The 18,509-nt window shown below is 67.3% G+C and carries 14 protein-coding genes; 7 read left to right on the forward strand and 7 right to left on the reverse strand.

What is annotated here, in order from left to right; genetic code table 11:
- Window positions 1-85: 85 nt before the first annotated feature.
- The gene (locus CLM74_RS04965; RefSeq protein ID WP_105163559.1) at window positions 86-1,600 is read left to right on the forward strand and encodes an MFS transporter; all 1,515 of its coding nucleotides are present in this window, start codon (window positions 86-88) and stop codon (window positions 1,598-1,600) included.
- Here CLM74_RS04965 and CLM74_RS04970 read toward each other — a convergent pair.
- The 3 genes from CLM74_RS04970 to CLM74_RS04980 form a co-directional block, all read right to left on the reverse strand.
- On the reverse strand, window positions 1,584-3,677 hold the full coding sequence (locus tag CLM74_RS04970; RefSeq protein ID WP_105163560.1) for a TonB-dependent siderophore receptor: 2,094 nt from the start codon (window positions 3,675-3,677) through the stop codon (window positions 1,584-1,586). The genes CLM74_RS04965 and CLM74_RS04970 overlap by 17 nt on opposite strands.
- Window positions 3,678-3,776: 99 nt before the next feature.
- Window positions 3,777-5,162: a HAMP domain-containing sensor histidine kinase gene (locus CLM74_RS04975; RefSeq protein ID WP_025874051.1), complete on the reverse strand. Its 1,386-nt coding sequence runs from the start codon at window positions 5,160-5,162 to the stop codon at window positions 3,777-3,779.
- The gene (locus CLM74_RS04980) at window positions 5,140-5,823 is read right to left on the reverse strand and encodes a response regulator transcription factor (RefSeq protein ID WP_025874050.1); all 684 of its coding nucleotides are present in this window, start codon (window positions 5,821-5,823) and stop codon (window positions 5,140-5,142) included. Before CLM74_RS04980 ends, CLM74_RS04975 begins: the two co-directional genes overlap by 23 nt.
- Window positions 5,824-5,975: 152 nt before the next feature.
- Here CLM74_RS04980 and CLM74_RS04985 point away from each other — a divergent pair, with 152 nt between their 5' ends.
- The gene (locus CLM74_RS04985; RefSeq protein ID WP_105164934.1) at window positions 5,976-7,142 is read left to right on the forward strand and encodes an efflux RND transporter periplasmic adaptor subunit; all 1,167 of its coding nucleotides are present in this window, start codon (window positions 5,976-5,978) and stop codon (window positions 7,140-7,142) included.
- A gap of 4 nt (window positions 7,143-7,146) precedes the next feature.
- A complete protein-coding gene (locus tag CLM74_RS04990; protein WP_032977315.1) occupies window positions 7,147-10,248 on the forward strand; it encodes an efflux RND transporter permease subunit in 3,102 nt (1,033 codons plus the stop codon).
- A gap of 276 nt (window positions 10,249-10,524) precedes the next feature.
- Here CLM74_RS04990 and CLM74_RS04995 read toward each other — a convergent pair whose 3' ends face one another.
- A complete protein-coding gene (locus tag CLM74_RS04995) occupies window positions 10,525-10,929 on the reverse strand; it encodes a GFA family protein (protein WP_105163561.1) in 405 nt (134 codons plus the stop codon).
- A gap of 163 nt (window positions 10,930-11,092) precedes the next feature.
- Between CLM74_RS04995 and CLM74_RS05000 the strand changes: the two genes are divergently transcribed.
- Window positions 11,093-12,070, forward strand: coding sequence for a DUF4105 domain-containing protein (locus CLM74_RS05000; protein ID WP_105163562.1), 978 nt, complete (start codon window positions 11,093-11,095; stop codon window positions 12,068-12,070).
- On the forward strand, window positions 12,067-14,109 hold the full coding sequence (locus tag CLM74_RS05005) for an alpha/beta hydrolase (RefSeq protein WP_059063277.1): 2,043 nt from the start codon (window positions 12,067-12,069) through the stop codon (window positions 14,107-14,109). The genes CLM74_RS05000 and CLM74_RS05005 overlap by 4 nt, the downstream gene beginning before the upstream one ends.
- 20 nt (window positions 14,110-14,129) lie before the next feature.
- Here the strand turns inward: CLM74_RS05005 and CLM74_RS05010 are convergent, their stop codons facing one another.
- On the reverse strand, window positions 14,130-15,491 hold the full coding sequence (locus CLM74_RS05010; RefSeq protein ID WP_059063279.1) for an MFS transporter: 1,362 nt from the start codon (window positions 15,489-15,491) through the stop codon (window positions 14,130-14,132).
- 88 nt (window positions 15,492-15,579) lie between these two features.
- Between CLM74_RS05010 and soxR the strand changes: the two genes are divergently transcribed.
- Window positions 15,580-16,014 (forward strand): redox-sensitive transcriptional activator SoxR, encoded by a 435-nt coding sequence (gene soxR / locus CLM74_RS05015; protein ID WP_032951587.1) that lies wholly within the window; start codon window positions 15,580-15,582, stop codon window positions 16,012-16,014.
- A 37-nt stretch (window positions 16,015-16,051) separates the two neighbouring features.
- On the opposite strand, the gene CLM74_RS05020 is transcribed toward soxR, so the two are convergent.
- A complete protein-coding gene (locus tag CLM74_RS05020) occupies window positions 16,052-16,654 on the reverse strand; it encodes a short chain dehydrogenase (RefSeq protein WP_025874043.1) in 603 nt (200 codons plus the stop codon).
- A gap of 98 nt (window positions 16,655-16,752) precedes the next feature.
- Here CLM74_RS05020 and CLM74_RS05025 point away from each other — a divergent pair, with 98 nt between their 5' ends.
- Window positions 16,753-17,628 (forward strand): LysR family transcriptional regulator, encoded by an 876-nt coding sequence (locus tag CLM74_RS05025; RefSeq protein ID WP_105163563.1) that lies wholly within the window; start codon window positions 16,753-16,755, stop codon window positions 17,626-17,628.
- 54 nt (window positions 17,629-17,682) lie between these two features.
- Here CLM74_RS05025 and proC read toward each other — a convergent pair whose 3' ends face one another.
- Window positions 17,683-18,504 (reverse strand): pyrroline-5-carboxylate reductase, encoded by an 822-nt coding sequence (gene proC / locus CLM74_RS05030; protein WP_093817533.1) that lies wholly within the window; start codon window positions 18,502-18,504, stop codon window positions 17,683-17,685.
- Window positions 18,505-18,509 lie beyond the last annotated feature (5 nt).

The following is an 18,509-nucleotide window of genomic DNA, read 5'->3' on the forward strand; positions in this document are numbered from 1 at the left end:
CTGGCTGTAATCAAACGCCTGCGGGCCTGTTTTTCCCGGATCGCGGCGTGTTCATCATCAATGGCCCCGTTTGCAGGAGGCCGCGATGGCCCGTTTTCTGACCGATTCCCACTCCGCGCAACGGCGCTGGGCCCTGTTGTCGGTGTGTCTGGCCGCGCTCGCGTTGCCATTGTCGTTCTCGGCCGGCGCTGTCGCGGTGCCGGTGTTGGCCATCCAGTTGGCCAGTTCGCCCGCTTCGCTGGCTTGGGTGACCAACGCCTTCATGCTCGGATTCGGCAGCCTGCTGTTGGCGGCAGGTGGGCTGGCGGACCGCTATGGGCGGCGCCGCCTGTTCCTGCTGGGCAGCGGCGGCTTCGCGTTGGCGACGATGTTCGTCTGCCTTGCGCCGGATCTGTTCTGGCTGGACCTGGCGCGCGGGTTGCAAGGCGTGGGCGCTGCGGCGGCATTGGCGTCGGGCAGCGCCGCGTTGGCGCAGGCGTGGCACGGCCAGGCCCGCACGCGCGTGTTTGCCCTGCTGGGCACGACCTTCGGTGCCGGCCTGGCGCTGGGGCCACTACTTGCAGGCGTACTGCTTGAGGCGCTGGGCTGGCGAAGCGTGTTTGCCGCCGGAGGTGTACTGGCTCTGCTGGCGTGCACGCTGGCAGCCCGCGTGCTGCCGGAGAGCCGCGGGCAGGCTGCGCAGCTGGACGTATCGGGCATGCTGGCTTTCAGCCTGACACTGAGCATGCTGACATTGGCGCTGTTGTGGCTGGGCGAATTCGGCCTGTACGCAGCGCGGGTGCGATGGGCATTGCTGGCGACCGTGTTGCTGGCGGCATCGTTCGTGCTGATCGAGCGCAGGCAGCCGGCGCCGTTGCTCGATCTTTCGCTGTTCGCACAGCGGGCATTCGTCGGTGTGCAGCTGCTGCCGGTGGCAACCTGCTTCGGCTACGTGGTGCTGCTGGTGGTCCTGCCGTTGCAGTTGCTGGGCGTGCATGGCCAGAGCGTCGCCACCGTTGGCGTGCAGATGCTGGCGCTGTCCGCGCCGATGCTGGTGCTGCCACTGCTGGCTGCGCGCTGGGCCGTCCGGCTGGGAAGCACGCGCCTGTGTGTGGCTGGGTTGCTGCTCTGCGCGCTGGGGCTGTATCTGCTGTCGCGGCAGGCGGCACATCCATTCCCGGCGCAATGGATCCCGCTGCTGGTGCTGATCGGTACAGGCACCGCATTGCCATGGGGCTTGATGGACGGGTTGTCGGTCAGCGTAGTGCCGGTGCAACGCGCGGGCATGGCGGCGGGAATCTTCGGCACGGTGCGGGTAGCGGGCGAGGGCATCGCACTTGCTGCGGTGACTGCATTGCTGGCGACGCTCATCGGTCAACGCCTGCCGGGCGCATCCGCTCCGGCAGTGGGCAAGGCCGCGGTTTATCTGGCTACCGGTGCGCTGCATTCGGCCCAGCCGCTGCTGCCTGGGTCAACGTCGCTGCAGTTGCAGCGCGCCAGCGGCGAAGCGCTGGCGCAGCTGCTGCACGTGTTGTCGGCGCTGACCGCCGGCAGCTCCCTGCTGCTGCATGTGCTGCTGCGGCGGTCGCCGGCCGTTGCCGTGCTCAGAACCGATAGCTGATGGTGCCGGTGACCACGCGCGGGTAGCCGGCGAAACAATCGCCGAAGGTGCGGCACGGCGCGTAGTAACGCTTGTCGGTGAGGTTGGTGATGTTCAAGGCCCAGGTCCAGTTGGTCACCTGCACTTCCACCAGCGCATCGGCCAGGGTGTAGCTGGGGGTGATGACGCGGCCGCCGTTGCCCAGCGACACCGTGTTGCCGACATGGCGGACACCCAGGCCGAGTTTCATTCGTGCGGCGTCATCCAGCTGGAAGCCCTTGGACACCCAGGCCGAGGCCAGGTCCTGCGGGGTGTCGTTCAGGCGTTCGCCCACTTCCAGTGCGAAGTTGCTGCGGCTGACTTCGGCTTCGTTGCGCGCGTAAGCCGCAGTGACCGTAAGGTCGTTGGCGAACTGGAACTGGCCCTCCAGCTCCACGCCCTTGGAACGGATCTGGCCGGTCTGGACCACGTTCAGCACGTTGTCCGGATCGTTGGTCTGCCGGTTGGTCTCGGTGATGCGGTAGGCGGCCAGGGTCAACAGCATGTTGCGGGCCGGCTGCCACTTGATGCCACCTTCGGCCTGGCGTCCGCGCATCGGCTTGAATGCATTGCCGAACAGATCCTGGCCGGATACCGGCAGGAACGATTCGCTGTAGCTCAGGTACGGCGATACGCCGCCGCCGACGTCGCCGATCAGGCCGGCACGGTAGGTAGTGGCATCGTCGGTCTGGCTGGGCTGGCCTTCGGTCTTCGAACGAGCATGGTCGCGACGCGCACCCAGCACCAGCGACACGCGATCAGCCCAGCGGATCTGGTCCTGCACATATACGCCCAGCTGGGAAGACTCCTGGTCCGGCTGGCGCTCCCAGCCACGTACGGTCGGGGCGGTCGATACCGGCGCGTAGACGTCGATGGGCGTGCCGGTGGCATCCAGCCGCTGCAGCTGCTCCTTGTACTGGCTGTAGTCCACGCCGGCCAGCAGCAGGTGCTGGAAGGCGCCCGTGGCGAAGTCGAACTGCACCGCGTTGTCGGCGCTGATCACCTGGATGTCCGGCTGCGTGCCGTAGGCGGTGCGGTTGACCACGCGCCGGTCGGCATCGATGAAGGGGTTTTCCGGATTGCTGTAGCTGTCCATATACAACTGCTGCAGGGTGGTCTTGCCGTCGATGTAGCGCACCGCCGAGCGCAGGCTGACCGCATCGTTGAAGCGATGATCGAACAGGGCAGTCAGGCTGTACACGCGCGAATCGATGCGGTCAAAACCGGCATCGCCGATGAAGGTGGTCGGATCCAGGCGGCGACCGGGCGCTGCGTGCAGGGTGGCGGCCAGCGGCAGGAACTGCTGGCTGGAGCCGGTCTTGTCGTGCTGGTAGCTGGCCAGCAGGGTCAACGTACTGCGTTCACCGCGCCAGCTGATCGAGGGTGCCAGATACACGCGGTCGTCCTTGAGGACATCGGTCTGCATGTTCGATTCGCGGACCAGACCGACCAAACGCCCGGCAACCGTGCCGTCGTCATTCAGCGCACCGCCGATGTCGCCCTGCAGCTGCCGACGATCGAAGCTGCCCAGCTGCAGGCCGACCTCACCGCTGGCGGCGCCGAAGGTCGGACGCTTGCTCATCGCGTTGATGATGCCGCCGGTGGCACCCGCTCCGTACAGCACCGATGACGGGCCGCGCAGCACTTCCACCCGTTCCAGGCCGTATACCTCCGGGCGTGCCAGCGGGCTGAAGCCGTAGCTGCGGCGCAGGCCATCCTGGTACTGCACCGGGTCCAGGCCACGTACCGAACTGGCGTCATTGCGGGTGTCCAGGCCCCAGGCGTCGGCGGTGACACCGGCGCTGTAGCGCAGCACTTCCTGCAGGTTGTGTGCGCCGCGATCGGTGAACAGCTGCTGGGTGACCACGCTGATCGCCTGCGGCGTCTCGGTCAGGGCGGTGTCGGTCTTGGTCGCGGTGCTGGCGCGCTCGGCCACCACGGTCACCTTGTCCAGGGTCCGGGCCGCAGTGCCGTCCTGGGCGTGGGCGATGGCCGACGCCAGCAGGGTGGGCAGGAACAGCGTGTACAGCAGCGGGCGGCGCGACGTCAGGGCGGGCATCGTGGGGAATCCGGGAAGGGCGGTGACGGCGGATTATCCGGATGCCTGCTTCCAAATACAAATGATTCCCAAATGCACTTGCCGGTGATGAGTCCGGCTTCAGGGCAGGCCGTCTGCGGCGCCCCGGATGCTCATCCAGGCGCCGCCGCCGGGCGCGCTGCCGGCGCGGACACGGAAGCCGTGCAGCCCGGCAATGGCGGCCACGATCGACAGCCCCAAGCCAAAGCCGGGCCCTTGCCCGGCACTGCTGCTGCCGCGGAAGAAGCGCTGGTAGATCAAGGTGCGGTCCTGCGGCGGGATGCCCGGCCCGTTGTCGATCACATCGATCCGGGGCGCGCCGTGGTCGTCCACCGCGCGCAGCAGGATGCGCCCGTGCGCAGGCGTGAACTGCAGGGCGTTGGACAGCAGGTTGGCCACCGCTTCGAACAGCAGTTCGCGGTCGCCGCGCAGCATGCCGATCTGCGGCGCCACCTGCAGCTGCAGATCCTGTTGCTTCTCTTCGGCCAACGGCAGGTAGAACTGGTGCAGCTCCTGCAACAGGTCGGCGATGTCGACCTCGTCGAAGGCCGAACGGCGCTGGTGGCTTTCCAGCTCGGACACGCGCAGCAGGGCCGCGAAGCGCGCCATCAGCATGTCGGTCTCCGCCAGCGCCTTGTCCAGCGGGTCCGCATGCGGGTCGTGCTCGTCCAGGCCCACGCGCATGCGGTAGAGGTGTGCACGCAGGCGCGTGAGCGGTGTGCGCAGGTCATGCGCGATGCTGTCGCACACGCCTTTGACCTCGGTCATCAGCTGTTCGATGCGTTCCAGCATGGCATTGACGATGCTCGACAGCCGATCGATCTCATCGCGTCGGTTGGATACCGGCAGGCGTTGCCCGAGGTCGCCGGCAATGATGCGGTTGGTGGCCGCTTCGATCTGCTGGATCCGCTTCAGTGGGCGCCGGCGCAGCAGATGCCAGCCCACCAGCCCGGGGATGACGGTCAGTGACACGCCCCACAGCAATGCATCGAGGATGATGCTGTTGACCGCCATCAGCTTGCCGTTCTGGCGCACGAACACCAGTGTCCGGCCATCCCGGGTCACCACGCCGAGCGCGCTGCCACCGCTCTCGTGGCGGCCATCGACCAGCGTCCAACCCGCTACCTGGTGCGAGTTGCCATCCAGCGGCAGTCCTTCGGGGATGGCCGTCAGCGGGCCCGCCATCGCCACGCCGGCCTTGTCGAACAGCCCGTACGTATACACCTGGTGCAGGTCGAAGCGCTGGCTGTCGCGCAGCGCGTCATCCAGCGCCGGGCCGTCGAAACTCATGAACAGATGGGCGCGCTGCTGCAGGCCCGATTCGGTCAGGTCGTTCAGGTAGTCCGAGATGCGCCAGTACATCACGCCCAGCAGCAGGCTGGACCAGGCCACGAACAGGATGCAGTACAGGCCCAGCAGGCGGCTGCTGGATGAGCGCCAATGGTCAGGACTGCGCGTCGAAGACATAACCGGTTCCACGTACGGTCAAGATCGGCTGCGGCCGGCCGGGTTGTTCGATGCGTTTGCGCACCCGGCCGATATGCACGTCGATCAGGTTGGTGCCCGGGTCGAAGTGGTAGCCCCAGACTTCCTGGAACAACATGGTGCGGGTGACCACCTGGCCGGCATTGCGGACCAGGAATTCCAGCAGCTTGAACTCGGTCGGCAGCAGGTTGATCTCCTGGCCGCCACGGCGCACCGAGCGGCTCATCAGGTCCAGTTCCAGGTCGCCGGCGCGCAGCACCTTGTCGCTGGCAGCGGCCTGGCCCTGGCGCCGGATCAGCACTTCCACGCGCGCGGCCATTTCATCGGAGGCGAAGGGCTTGGTCAGGTAGTCGTCGCCACCTGCGCGCAGGCCGCGCACGCGTTCATCCACGTCCGACAGCGCACTGATCATCAACACCGGCGTGGCGATGCCTTCATGGCGCAGCGTGGTGACCAGGGCCAGCCCGTCGATGCCGGGCAGCATGCGGTCCAGGGTGATCACCGCGTAGTCGCCTGAACGTGCCAGCGCCAGGCCACTGCTGCCGTCGCTGGCCAGATCCACCTCGAAGCCGTGGCTGCGCAGCTCGGTGGCGATTTCCTCCGCGGTGACAAGGTCGTCCTCGATGGTGAGTACGCGCGGCATGGGCCACTTTGCATATTGGGACCTGCGCATCCTCGCAACCACGGGTGTGCACTGCAAATGAAAAATGTTTCATGCGTTTTTCGCTGGATCGCAGCGCGCTGTCTTCTATATTCGGCGCCGAACGCTCCCCCCGCGCGTGGAACCTGCTGCCGATGACCCTTCCGTACTTCTCCCTGCCTGCCGCGGGCTGGCGCCGGCCGCTGCTGGTGCTTGCCCTGGCTACCCTGCTGGCCGGCTGCGGCAAGGACGCGCCCAAACCAGGCAAGGCGACGCCGGAAGTGACCGTGCTGACGCTGCAGAACCAGACGCTGGCGCTGCAGCAGGAACTGCCCGGACGCACCATTGCCTCGCAGGAATCGGATGTACGTCCGCAGGTGGACGGGGTGCTGGTGAAGCGCCTGTTCGAGCAGGGGCAGCTGGTGAAGGCCGGGCAGCCCCTGTTCCAGATCGAGCCGGCGCTGTACCAGGCCGCCCTGAACGAGGCGCAGGCCAACCTCAGGACCGCCGAAGCGGCCGCCGTGACCGCTCGCCTGCGGGCGCAGCGGATGCAGGCGCTGGGCAAGGACCAGCTGGCCGCGCGCCAGGACGTGGACGATGCCATCGCCAGTGGCCAGCAGGCGGCTGCGGCCGTGCAGGCTGCGCAGGCAGCGCGCGATACCGCCAGTACGCGGCTGGGTTTTGCCACGGTCACCGCACCGATTGCCGGTCGCATCGGGCGTGCGCTGTTCACCCCGGGGGCACTGGTGACATCCGCCCAGGCCGATCCGCTGGCGCGGATCCAGCAGGTCGACCCGATGAACGTGGACATCACCCAGTCCAGCAACGAGTACCTGGCGCTGCGTCGCGCCATTGCCGAGGGGGGCGTGCAGGCCAACAGCGCGCCGGTGCGGCTGCGCCTGTCCGATGGCACCGACTACCCGCTGCCGGGCACGCTGGAATTTGCCGACATCGATGTGCAGCAGGAGACCGGCAGCATCACCCTGCGCGCGCAGTTCCCCAACCCCGAGGGACAGCTGTTGCCGGGCATGTACGTGCGCGCGCAGGTAGGCCAGGGCACGCAGCAGCAGGCGTTGCTGGTACCGCAGTCGGCGGTGGACCGCAGTGCCAAGGGCGAGGCGCAGGCGTGGCTGGTCGACAAGGAGGGCAAGGCGCGGCTGCGTACCTTCCGCACTGCCCGCGCGGTGGGCAACCAGTGGCTGGTGCTTGATGGCATCAGCGCTGGCGAGCAGGTGGTGGTGGCGGGGGCGCAGGGCCTTGCCGACGGCATGCTGGTGCGGATGAAGACGGCGCCCGTGGCTGCGCCGGCCGGAAAGGACTGAGCGCATGCTGCCGCGCTTCTTCATCCACCGCCCTGTATTCGCCTGGGTACTGGCGATTTGCATCATGGCGTTCGGCACGATTGCGGTGACCCAGCTGCCGGTCGAGCAGTACCCGGACATCGCACCGCCGCAGGTCAACATCACCGCCAACTACACCGGCGCGTCTGCACAGACGGTGGAAGACAGCGTCACCCAGGTGATCGAACAGCAGATCAAGGGCATCGACCACCTGCTGTATTTTTCCTCCACCAGTTCGTCTTCGGGACAGGCGCGGATCACGGTCACCTTCGACCAGAGCGCCAACCCCGATATCGCCCAGGTACAGGTGCAGAACAGCGTAAACCAGGCCATCAACCGCCTGCCGCAGGAAGTGCAGCAGCAGGGCGTGACCGTGGCCAAGTCGCAGGGCGACTCGCTGATGGTGGTTTCGCTGTACGACACCAGCCGGCGCATGGAGCGGGTGGACGTTTCCGATTTCCTGGTCAGCAACGTGCAGGACCCGATCAGCCGCATTGCCGGCGTCGGCGAGATCAATGTGTTCGGTTCGGCCTATGCGATGCGGGTGTGGCTGGATCCGCACAAGCTGCGTGCCTACGACCTGATGCCGTCGGATGTGCGCAGCGCGATCCAGGCACAGAACACCCAGGTCACTGCCGGCGAGCTGGGGGCGTTGCCGTCCAGTGCGACGCAGAGCCTCAATGCCACCGTCACGGCGCAGTCGCGCCTGCAGACTCCGGAACAGTTCCGCGCGATCATCCTGCGCACGCTGCCCAGCGGCGCGGCGGTGCACCTGGGCGACGTGGCGCGGGTCGAGATCGGCGCGGAGAATTACCAGACCAGCAGCTTCCTCAACGGCTATCCGGCTGCGGGTTTCTCGGTGACCCTGGCCTCCGGCGCCAACGCGCTGGCCACTGCCGATGCAGTACGCGCGGAGCTTGAACGGCTGCGGCCTACGTTCCCGCCCGGGCTGCAGGTGGCCTATCCACGCGACAGCACGCCGTTCGTACGGGTCTCCATCGAAGGGGTCATCCACACCCTGATCGAGGCGATCGTACTGGTCGTGGTGGTGATGTTCCTGTTCCTGCAGAACCTGCGCGCCACCCTGATTCCCGCGATCACGGTGCCGGTGGTGCTGCTGGGTACCTTCGGCGTCCTTGCGGTGGCCGGTTTCACCATCAACACCCTGACGCTGTTTGCGATGGTGCTGGCCATCGGCCTGCTGGTCGATGACGCGATCGTGGTGGTGGAGAACGTGGAACGCATCATCCACGAAGAGCATCTGCCGCCACGCGAGGCAACCGAGAAGTCGATGGGCGAGATCACCGGTGCGCTGATCGGCATCACCGTGGTGCTCGGTGCGGTGTTCCTGCCGATGGCGCTGTTCGGCGGTTCCACCGGCATCATCTACCGGCAGTTCTCGATCACGATTGCATCGGCCATGGCGTTGTCGGCGCTGGTCGCGCTGACCCTGACACCGGCGCTGTGCGCGACCCTGCTCAAGCCCTCGTCGGCGCAGAAGCCACCGGGGCGCTTCTTCGCCGCGTTCAACCGTGGCGTCGAACGCAGCCAGTCGGCCTACCAGGGCAAGCTCGGTGGCGTGGTGTCACGTCCGCGGCGCTGGATGGCGTTCTATCTGCTGCTGGTGATCGCCATGATTGCCTTGTACGCGCGCATGCCCACCGGCTTCCTGCCGGTGGAGGACCAGGGCCAGGTGACCTTCCAGTTCTCCACGCCGGAAGGCACGCCGATGGCGCGCACCGAGGCGCTGGGCGAGCAGATCAGCCGTTACTTCATGGAGCACGAGAAGCAGAACCTGGACGTGGTGTTCGTGGTGGTCGGTCGTAACAACGCCGGTACCGGCCAGAATGCGGGGCAGGGCTTCCTGGCACTCAAGCCCTGGGACGAGCGCAAGGGCGACAACACCGCAGCGGCGATCATCGCGCGCGCCAATGCCTATTTCCGCAAGCTGCCCGATGCCAAGGTCAACGTGCTGGCGCCGCCGGCAGTGCGCGGCCTCGGGCAGTCCAGCGGTTTCGAACTGTGGCTGCAGGACACCAGCGCGGCCGGACGCGTAGCGTTGCAGGCCGCGCAGGAGCAGGTGGTACGCGCGGCCGGCGAAGACGACGGACTGACCTCCGTGCGATTGAACGGGCTGGGCGACAAGGCCGAGCTGCGGCTGGACATCGACCACGCCCAGGCCAGCGCGCTGGGCCTGGCACAGGCCGACATCAATTCCACGCTGTCTGCGGCCTGGGGTGGCAGCTACATCAATGATTTCCTGGATCGCGGCCGGGTCAAGCGTGTCTACATGCAGGGCGACCAGCCTTACCGCAGCGTGCCCGACGACATCGGCCAGTGGTACGTGCGCGGTGGCAACGGTCAGATGGCCTCGTTCGCCAGCTTTGCCAGCAGCCACTGGGCGCGTGGGCCGCAGCTTCAGCAGCGTTTCAACGGCCTGCCGGCGATGCAGATCCAGGGCAGCGCGGCCGAGGGGCGCAGCTCGGGTGAAGCGATGCAGCGCATGCAGGCGCTGGTGGCCGATCAACCCGGGTTCGATCTGCAATGGAGCGGGCTGTCCTATCAGGAACAACTGGCCAGCAACCAGACGCTGTACCTGTACGCCGCTTCGATTGCCTTCATCTTCCTGTGCCTGGCCGCGCTCTACGAGAGCTGGACGGTGCCGGTGGCGGTGGTGCTGGTGATTCCGCTGGGCGTGATCGGTACGGTGCTGGCGACCACGGCTGCGGGCTTCGTCAATGACATCTACTTCCAGGTGGGGTTGCTGACCACGATTGGATTGTCGGCAAAGAACGCGATCCTGATCGTGGAGTTCGCCGAAGCACGCTACCGCGCCGGCAGTTCAGCGGTGGAAGCGGCACTTCAGGGCGCGCGCCTGCGCCTGCGGCCGATCGTGATGACCTCGCTGGCCTTCGTGGCAGGCGTCATCCCGCTGGCGTTGGCCACCGGCGCCGGCGCGGTCAGCCGGCGTGAAATCGGCATGAGCGTGATCGGCGGCATGCTCTCCGGAACGGTGCTGGCGGTGGTGCTGGTGCCGCTGTTCTTCGTGCTGGTACGGCGGATGGGCAGGGCGCGGCCGGTGCACTGAGGGCAGGGGCGTCGGCTGTCACCTTCCTGCCGCAGCGCCATCACCCGGTCTTGGCCCGGGCGTCGGTAGGGTTGATCGTCCCCGTCCCCCACGGAGACCTGCCATGTGGTTGCTTGACCGACTCTGGCCCCCGCGCCCTGCGCTGCCCGCCGCGACGCTGCCGCCTGCAGCGGACCTGCCCGCGCGTCGAACGCCGTTGAAGCGTCCGTTGCGCGTCGGCCGGGCCAGCATGGCACCGTGGCAGAAGATCGCGCCGCCGCCCCGGCGCAGCCGCCACTAACCGGTGCGATCAGAGGGGTGGTTCACCCCGTCGCTGACCGGAACGGTTCCCAGCGCGAACGGATCGATGCCTTCCAGGCAGGCCACGTTGTAGCCGTACTGGTCCGGGTTGGAGCGGCGGCGATGGTGCGTGTAGATGCCACAGACGTCGCAGAAGTAGTGTTCGGCCACGTGCGTGTTGAACTGGTACAGGCGCAGATGGGCCTGGCCACGCACGATACGCAGCCCGTCTTCGGCCACGCTGGCGGCGATGGCGCCGCGGCGCCGGCACATCGAACAGTCGCAGCGGCGCGGGTCGACGATGCCCTCGGGCAGGTCCAGCAGCAGCTCGACGGTGCCGCAATGACAGCTGGCCCGATGCTGCGCCTGCACGGCGACGCCGGCCACGGTGGTAATGCCCATCCTCGCTCCCTGTACACCTTGGTGGACGCCAGTATGCGCCCGCCGGCGCCAGCCTGAACCGTCGTAGATGTCGCCGTGAGGCGGCTTGTGGCTAACTATGCCGCCCCGGGACCCCGACAGGATGCCAGTGAAAGCCGCAGGACGATGGATGACAGGATGTGTGATGGTGCTGCTGGCGCTGTGGGTGGCCGGTCTGCTGACCTACCAGATGCCCGGGCCAGGCTGGCTGGGCGTGACCGCGGCGATGCTGTGGCTGCTGGCCGCCGCCTGGGCGGCCTGGCAGGTGGCGCGCGGCCGTGGCACGCGCCGTCTGTGGGTGGCTTTTGCCGGCGCTCTGGCGCTGGCGGGGCTGTGGTGGCTGCTGCTGACCCCACGCCAGGACCGCGACTGGGCCGATGACGTGGCGCAGCGCCTGCACGTGGAATCCTTCGATGGCCGCCACGTGGTGCTGGACAACGTGCGCGATTTCACCTGGCGCACCGAGACCGACTACGACGCGCGCTGGGTGCGCCGCAGCTACGACCTGGACCAGCTGCGTTCGGCCGATCTGGTGCTGTCGTACTGGATGGGCCCGGCGATCGCCCACACCCTGGTCTCGTTCGGATTCGAGGACGGGCGCCATCTGGTGTTCTCGCTGGAAATCCGCAAGGAGCGTGGTGAATCGTTCTCGGCATTGGGCGGCTTCTTCCGCAAGTTCGAGATGACGCTGGTCGCGTCCGAAGAAACCGACATCATCCGCACGCGCACCAACGCGCGCGGCGAGGATGTCTACCTGTACCGCCTGCACGGCATGGACCGCAACCAGCTCAAGACCCTGTTTGCTGCCTACATCGACCAGGCACGCCAGCTTGATGCCACGCCCGGCTTCTACAACACGCTGACCAGCAACTGCACCACGATTGTCTTCGACCTGGCGCGGCATATCGCCCCGCGCCTGCCGCTGGACTACCGGTTGCTGGTCTCGGGCTACCTGGCCGAGTACGCGCAGGAGGTGGGCGCGCTCACGTCTGGCGTGCCGTACGCCGAACTGCATGCCAAGGGCCGCATCACCGAGCGCGCGCTGAAGATGGCACCCGACGATGATTTCTCCACCGTGATCCGCCAGGGCATCCCTGGCACCGAGCAGGACCCGCAGCAATGACCCCGATGATCCTGTTCCGCTGGCAGCGCGCGCTGCCGGCGTTGTTGGCTGCTTTCCTGCTGCTGGGCGGCAGCGGCTGCGCGATGGTCACCGTCAAGCAGGTGGCGTCCAGCGATTACCTGGTCAACAAGCGCGCCGATGTGCTCAACACCGGCAAGCTCAGCCCCGCCTCGCGCGAGACATTGAGTGCGGCCGGGCTGGACGAATCGCAGTGCGAGAAGGACTTCCTGGTCTGCCGCAGCACGCTGTTGATGACCGATGACCTCAACGTCGAGCAGCGGTTGTCGACGCTGTCCGAGCTGTGGGTGAAGGCCGCTCTGGCATTGACGCCGAAGAAGCAGGCGGCCAACGAACCGCCGATGAGCGATGCGGCGCTGGATGCGTGGCTGGAGGCGGCGCGCTATGGCTATGCCTATCTGTTCTACAGCGGGCGCTCGCCCTCCGATCGCGCGTTCGAGGATCGGCAGACGCAGGTACGCGATTACTACAACTATGCTGCCGAGAAGGCCGCCGTGGTGTTGTTCGCGCGTGCCCGTGCCGCAGCATTGGCCGGCGAGGACTACACCAAGCCGGTGTCGGCGGGCAGCTGGACGCTGGCTTCCGATTTCCAGCGCCTTTCATTGAAGAGCATCCCCAAGCAGCTGGTGCCGGCCGGTACCGTCAGCTTCGTCGGCATGCGCAGCACCTATCGCCGCGATGGCTTCGGCGCCGAGCTGGTGATGGTGATGGACCCGCCGAAGCTGGTGGTGCCTGCCGTCGCCGCGGAAGGGGCCAAGGCCGAAACGGCACAGGCGCAGGCCACCAAGGACGAGCAGGAGGAGGGCGTCCGCCGCGGACGCCGCCACCAGCACGATGATTCGGTGCCCGAGTACAGCGAGATGTCCTCGATCAACGTTACGGCATTGCTGCGTTTTGAAGGCAACACGCTGGAAGACGTGATGCGCACCCGCCAGGTGCTGCTGGATGGCTATTCGCCCGAGGCCACCGAGCGCATCACCCTGCATGGCGAAGAGGTGCCGCTGGCGGGCAACTTCACCGCCGCCTACGGTCTGTGGCTGGCGCAGAGCGGGTTCGCCACGCAGTCGCTGCGTACCTTGTTCGGCATGAGCGAGGGCATCGGCGAGCCGCACATCTACCTGATGCAGCCATGGGATCCGAACCGCCGCATCATCTTCATGCTGCATGGCCTGGGCAGCAGCCCGGAAGCGTGGGTGAACCTGGCCAACGAGATCATGGGTGACCCCGAACTGCGCCAGCAGTTCCAGGTGTGGCAGGTGTACTACCCGACCAATGCGCCGATCGCGCTGAACCGCTACGAGATCGCCAACGCATTCAACGACACGTTGCAGCACTTCGACCCCAACGGCAGCACGCGCGCCTCGAAGGACATGGTCTACATCGGCCACAGCATGGGTGGCGTGCTGGCGCGCCTGCTGGTCAGCGATTCCGGCGATGTACTGTGGAACGATCTGCTCGCCAACTACAACCTGAAGGGCGAACGCCTGAAGCGGGTGCAGTCCAAGCTGGGTCCGCTGCTGCACTTCAAGGCCGAACCGAACGTAGAGCGTGCGATCTTCATCGCCGCCCCGCACCAGGGCACGGACATCGCCGGCAACAAGGTCGGCCGCCTGATCGGCCGCCTGGTGCGCCTGCCGCTGACCATCCTCGGCAAGTTCGAGGATGTGTTCCTGGCACTGGCACAGGCCGAGCAGCAGGCGGATGGCACGGCCAAGCCGAAGATTCCCAACAGCATCGACAACCTCAAGGCCAGCGACCCGTTCGTGAAAGCCGCTGCGCAGCTGCCGATCACGCCGGGCCTGAAGTACCACTCCATCATCGCCCAGCGCAAACCGGAACTGCCGGTGGAGAAATCCGACGATGGGCTGGTGCCTTACTGGAGCTCGCACCTGCCGGGCGCGTTGTCGGAGAAGGTGATCATCTCCGGCCACAGCGTGCAGGAGACGCCGCAGGCAGTGCTGGAAGTGCGCCGCATCCTGCACCAGGACATCGATGAAGTGGGTACGGTGGCGAGGCCGTAACGGGACGCTCTCCGGAGCGTCTACACGCGACGTGCGATCACCGTGGCGAACACCGCCAGGCCCAGGGTGATGGCCAGGCACAGGATGTAACCGGTATGCGGGGCGCTTTCCACGAACAGTGCGAACAGCGCGCCGGATACCGCCAGTGCGGTGGTCACCGACAATGCTTCGCTCAACTGCAGGGCCGAGGTGTTCGCACCCTGTTCGTGTGGTGGTGACAGTGACAGCGTCAGCACCGACAGGCTGGCGTAGATCATGCCCATGCCGAAGCCGGTCAGTGTCCAGCCGACCAGGGCGACCGGCAGTGGCACCGCAGTGAACAGCACCGCCAGCGTCGCGCCGATGCCCACGGTCATCAGCGGTGTGCCCACGCGCAGCAGTTGCTGCCGCGACCAGCCGCGCTGCTGGTGACCCTGCAGCCACGAGCCGGTGAACCAGCCCAGCGCGCCCAGGCTCAGCACGGCACCGGCCCAGCTGGGTGACAGCCCACGCTCGCGCTGCAGCAGCAGGGGCAGGTAGGCCTCGCAGGCGAAGAACGCGGCAGCGGCCACACCACGCAATGCGATCACACTGGGCAGGCCACGGCGCAGGCGCAGGGTGCCGGCGGGCAACAGGCGATGCACGCAGAACAGCAGCGCCAGCATCGCCACGCTGATGCACAGCAGTGCAGGTACGCCCTGTTGTTGCCCGCCCAGATACAGCAGCAGGGCAGCCAGGGAGGCGCCGCTGGCCCAGCGCACGATGTTGCCGCGGCCATCATCGGCAACATCCGTGGCTGCAGCCTGCATGCGCGCCAGCGCCGGTCGCAGCAGCAGGCCGGCCGGTATCGCCAGCAGCGGCACCGCCAGGAACACCCAGCGCCAGCCAAGATGCTGCACGATCACACCGCTCAGCGCGGGGCCGATCATCGACGGCACCACCCAACCGGCAGAGAACGCGGCGAAGACCTTCGGCCGCAGATGCTCGGGATAGGTCCGGCCGACCATCACATACAGCGACACCGAAATGGCGCCTGCGCCCAGGCCCTGCAGCAGGCGTCCGGCCACCAGCATGCCCATGCGCAGGGCGAAGCCCGCCAGCAGCAGGCCCAGCACGAAGCAGGCCAGGCCCCACCATAGCGGGCGTGCGGGGCCGTGGCGGTCGGCCCAGCGGCCGGCCAGGGTCATGCCGATCACGCTGGTGGCCAAGGTGCCGCCGAAGGCCAACGCATACAAGCGCAGGCCGTCCAGGGCCTCGGCCACGGTCGGCATTGCTGCGGCCACCGCCAGTGCCTCGAAGGCATGCAGGGAGACCAGGGCGACCATGCCCAGGGTGGTGGCGCGGTAGCGCGCGGACAGGATGGAGGAATCGACCGGATCGGCCGTGGCAGCGGGGGAGGGCATCGGGTTCCTGCGGGGGCGGACGGGCCGCGCTTGTCATCTGGCGGCGATGGTAGCAGCATGCCACCTCAACCAAAGTTGAGGTCAATCGATGCTGGCACAGGACATGAGCGTCGGCGATGTCGCCCGTCGCAGCGGCGTGGCCGTCTCTGCGCTGCATTTCTACGAGCGCAAGGGATTGATCAGCAGCCTGCGCACGTCGGGTAACCAGCGCCGCTACGCCCGCGACGTGCTGCGCCGGCTGGCGGTGATCCGCGTGGCGCAACGCGTGGGCATGCCGCTGGAAGCGGTGGCACGTGCGTTCGAGAGCCTGCCTCAGGGGCGGGCGCCGACCAAGGCCGACTGGGCCAAGCTGTCGGCACGCTGGCAGGTGGAGCTGGAGGAACGCATCCACATGCTGCAGCTGCTGCGCGACGAGCTGACCGGCTGCATCGGCTGCGGTTGCCTGTCACTGAAGCGCTGCCGCCTGGCCAATCCGGATGACGTGCTCGGCGAGCGCGGCGACGGCCCGATGCGCTGGGGCTGACCGTGCTGGTGGGTGCCGAACCTGGTCGGCACGCTCGTTACCAGACGGTGATGGTTTCGCCGCTCTGGATGCCTTCTACCGCGCGCTGGAAGGCCAGTGCCGCGCGCTGTGCGGTCACCGCTTCGAAGCCGGGGAAGTAGGGGCCGTAGGCTTCCATCGATTCCACCAGCACGTTCGGGCTGACCACGTTGATGCGCAGCCCGCGCGGCAGCAGTTCCAGCGCCGCCGCCCGCACGAAACCTTCCAGCGCATGGTTGACGGCGGTGGCGTTGGCGCCATCGCGGATCGGCTGCGCGCTGACGATGCCGCTGGTCAGGGTGATCGAGCCGCCAGCGTTGAGATGGTGCTGCGCGGCCAGTGCAAGGCGTACCTGGCCGAGCAGCTTGTCCTGCAGGCCGACGTTGAACTGTTCGGGTGTCATCTGCTGCAACGGGCCGAAATGCAGCTTGCCGGTGGTGGAGATCACCGCATCGACCGGGCCGGTCTGCGCGAACAGTTCGCGCACGCTGGCGTCGTCGGTGAGGTCCACGCGCAGGCTGCCGCTGTGGCGGCCGGCAGCGAGGATGTCGTGCTGCTGGCCCAGGTGGCGGGCGACCGCCTGGCCGAGGGTGCCGCTGGCACCGACGAGAAGAATCTTCATGACAGCTCCTTGCGAGAGGGGATGGATGCAGTCTGCGCCGTCACCAGTTGGTTTGGTAAGCGGCGTATGATTCGCATATTCCTAACCATGGGTTTGCAATGGATACCTTGCGCTGCATGCAGGCCTTCGTCGCAGTGGCCGAGCACGGTAGTTTTTCCGCCGCCGCCAGCCACCTGCAGGTGTCGGCGGTGATGGTCGGCAAGTACATCCAGCAGCTGGAAGCGCACCTGGGCGCCGCGCTGCTGCAGCGGAACACCCGTCGCCAACGCCTGACCGAAGCCGGCACCGCCTACCTGGCCGGTTGCCGGCAGGTGCTGGAACAGGTGCAGCAGGCCGAGGCGGACGTGGCCGGGCTGCAGGTGCAGCCACGCGGGCTGTTGCGGGTCAGTGCGCCGACCACCTGGGGCAGCTGCGTGCTGGCTCCCGTGTTGAGCGAGCTGCTGCGGGCACAGCCGCTGCTGAACATCGAGCTGGACCTGAGCAATCGCCGCATCGACCTGATCGAGGATGGCTTCGATGCAGCCATCCGCGTCGGTCCGCTGCCGTCGCAGGAACTGGTGGCGCGGCCGCTGCCGCCGTATGCGATGAGTCTGTGTGCATCACCGTCGTACCTGCGCCGCCGTGGTACGCCGCGCACGCCCGCCGATCTTGAAGGACATGATTGCCTGAGCCACCTGGCCTGGCGCGGCGGTCACGGTTGGCAGCTGGCCAATGGCGAACAGGTCGATTGGGAAGCGCGGTTGACCAGCAATGACGGCTACGCGCTCCGCGAAGCAGCCGTGGCGGGCGCGGGCCTGGTGCTGCAGCCGACCGCGCTGCTTGCCGGCGAAATCGCAGCGGGACGATTGAAGCCACTGCTGCGCGACTATCTGCCCGAGCCACGGCCGATGCACCTGATCTACCTGCCCGACCGTCGCCCACGACCACGCCTGCAGTGTTTCGTTGATTTCGTCATGGCCAGGCTGGGCACGTAGATCCACGCATGCGTGGATGGCGGTGGGTGCCGACCGTTGGTCGGCACACCTGTTTCAATCATTGGCCGCAGACAGTTCCTGCCCACGCACCTGCGCGGCACGCAGTGCCTTTTCCACCAACGCTTCAAACCCACCTGCTTGGAAGCTTTCGATCGCCGCCTGGGTGGTGCCGTTGGGGGAGGTCACCCGGCGCCGCAGTTCGGCTGGGCTTTCCCCGGCTTCGTCCAGCATGCGCGAGGCGCCCAGCAGTGTCTGCACCACCAGCGTGCGCGCCGCTTCTGCAGGCAGGCCTTGTGCGATGCCGGCCGCTTCCATTGCTTCGGCCAGCAGGAACACATATGCCGGGCCACTGCCGGATACGGCGGTGACCGAATCCATCTGCGCTTCGTCGTCGATCCACACCGTGCGTCCCGCGCTGGCCAGCACGCGTTCGGCCTGCGCATGCTGCTGCGCATCCACCGCTGGCGTGGCATACAGGCCGGTGACCCCGGCACCGAGCAGGGCCGGGGTGTTGGGCATCGCGCGCACCACCGGCAGCGCGCCACCCAACCAGCGCTGCAGCTGCGGGCTGGTGATGCCGGCGGCGATCGAGATCACCAACGGCTCCTGTGCCTGCGCCAACACCTGCAGTGACTGGCAGACTTCGCGCAGCACCTGCGGTTTCACCGCCAGCAGCCACGTGTTGCCCTGCGCCGCCGCAGCGGCCGCGTTGTCGTGGGTCTGCACGCCAAAATCGGCAGCCAGCTTTTCGCGCAGTTCGGCCACCGGTTCGGCCACGTGGATGTGCGCGGCCGGCACGCCCTGCCGGATCAGGCCGGCAATCAGGCTGCGGGCCATGTTGCCGCCGCCGATGAAGGTGATGGAATCAGCTGCCATGGGAA

The sequence above is a fragment of the Stenotrophomonas sp. MYb57 genome, assembly GCF_002966815.1.
GTDB classification, from domain to species: domain Bacteria; phylum Pseudomonadota; class Gammaproteobacteria; order Xanthomonadales; family Xanthomonadaceae; genus Stenotrophomonas; species Stenotrophomonas indicatrix.